2 protein-coding genes are annotated in these 1,667 nt (G+C 71.0%); both read left to right on the forward strand.

The features are described 5' to 3' along the window. Positions 1 to 188 (forward strand): hypothetical protein (locus EIO58_RS19035; protein ID WP_446723947.1); only part of this gene is annotated, 188 nt, incomplete at its 5' end. 132 nt (positions 189 to 320) lie between these two features. After that, the coding region (locus tag EIO58_RS17420) for a proline dehydrogenase family protein (protein WP_205789367.1) at positions 321 to 1,667 on the forward strand (1,347 nt) is incomplete at its 3' end.

Raw genomic sequence — 1,667 nt, forward strand, 5'->3', positions numbered from 1 at the left:
GCGGCGGCGCCCCGGCGGAACGGCCCGTGGGCGTGAGCGATGACGGCCTCCGGCGGGAGTACCGGCGCGACGGCGACGCTCACCACGACGGCGGCGCTCACCGCGACGAGGTCGCGTCGGACGAAGTGGTGAACCCCCCGACACGCACCGACCGCACCGATCAGCGCGATCATCCCGAACGCGCCTGACCGGTCGCATCCACCGGCCGTCGATCCAGGACGACGCCGGATGAGCCCGGCCGTGCCCGGCACCGCGGGACCGGCCATCACCACCCGACGCAGATCCGCGTCGGGTGTCGCACGAGACCCTAGGCTGGGCTCATGGTGACCGACCCGTACCCGGGCGACACCGACCGCCCCGCTCCCGGCGACGACCTCGCCGTGGATGCGGTGGCGCTCGCCGAGCGGTGGATCGCCGAGAGCGCAGACGTCGATGTCGACCCCGCAGCCCAGCGACTCGCCGGCGTGCTCGAGGATCCGAAGGGCCTGCCGTTCACGATCGGATTCGTCGACGGCGTGATGCGCCCCGAGAGCCTGGCCGCTGCGGCGGCTCAGCTGCATCGCATCGCCCCGCTCGTCCCGGAGTTCCTGCCGTGGTACCTCCGCGGTGCCGTGCAGGTCGGCGGAGCCGTCGCGCCCGTGCTTCCCACTCCGGTGGTGCCGATCGCCCGGCGTGCCTTCCGCGAGATCGTGGGACACCTCATCGTCGACGCCCGCCCCGAGAAGCTGGGGGCGTCGATCGCCGCGATTCGCGAGCGCGGGGCGCGGCTCAACCTCAACCTTCTCGGCGAGGCCGTGCTGGGCGAGGCGGAGGCGCTTCGCCGGCTCGAAGGGATCCACGATCTCATCCGCCGGGCCGACGTCGACTACGTCTCGGTCAAGGTCTCGGCCATCGTCAGCCACATCTCGATGTGGGCGTTCGACGAGACCGTTGAGAAGGTCGTCGAGCGACTGCTGCCGCTGTACCTCACGGCCGCTTCCGACGCCACATTCATCAACCTCGACATGGAGGAGTACCGCGACCTCGACCTCACGATCGCGGTCTTCACGCGCCTCCTGGAGGATCCGCGGCTGCGGCAGCTCGAGGCCGGCATCGTGCTGCAGACATACCTGCCCGACGCGCTCCCCGCCCTGCAGGAGCTCACGGCGTGGGCGCACGAGCGTGTCGCGGCCGGCGGCGCCCGCATCAAGGTGCGGCTCGTCAAGGGTGCGAACCTCGCCATGGAGCACGTCGATGCCGTGATGCACGGCTGGTCGACGGCGACGTACGACGCGAAGGTCGACACCGACGCGAACTACATCCGCTGCCTGCGGCACGCCCTCCAGCCCGAGACGACCGAGTCGGTGCGCTTCGGGGTGGCGGGACACAACCTCTTCGACATCGCGTACGCGTGGCTGCTCGCCGGCGCTTCGGGGGTCCGCGACTCGATCGACTTCGAGATGCTGCTCGGCATGGCGCAGGGGCAGGTCGACGTCGTCTCGCGCGAGGTCGGTCCGGTGCTGCTGTATGTGCCGGTGGTTCACCCCGACGAGTTCGACGTCGCGATCAGCTACCTGGTGCGCCGCCTGGAAGAGAACGCGTCCGACGACAACTTCCTTTCGGCCGCGTTCCGGCTCGCCGGCGACCCCGCGCTGTTCGAGCGCGAGCGCGACCGGTTCCTCGCGTCG

Origin of the sequence: Microbacterium sp. CPCC 204701 (assembly GCF_004010105.1) — a bacterium.
Lineage (GTDB): Bacteria > Actinomycetota > Actinomycetes > Actinomycetales > Microbacteriaceae > Microbacterium.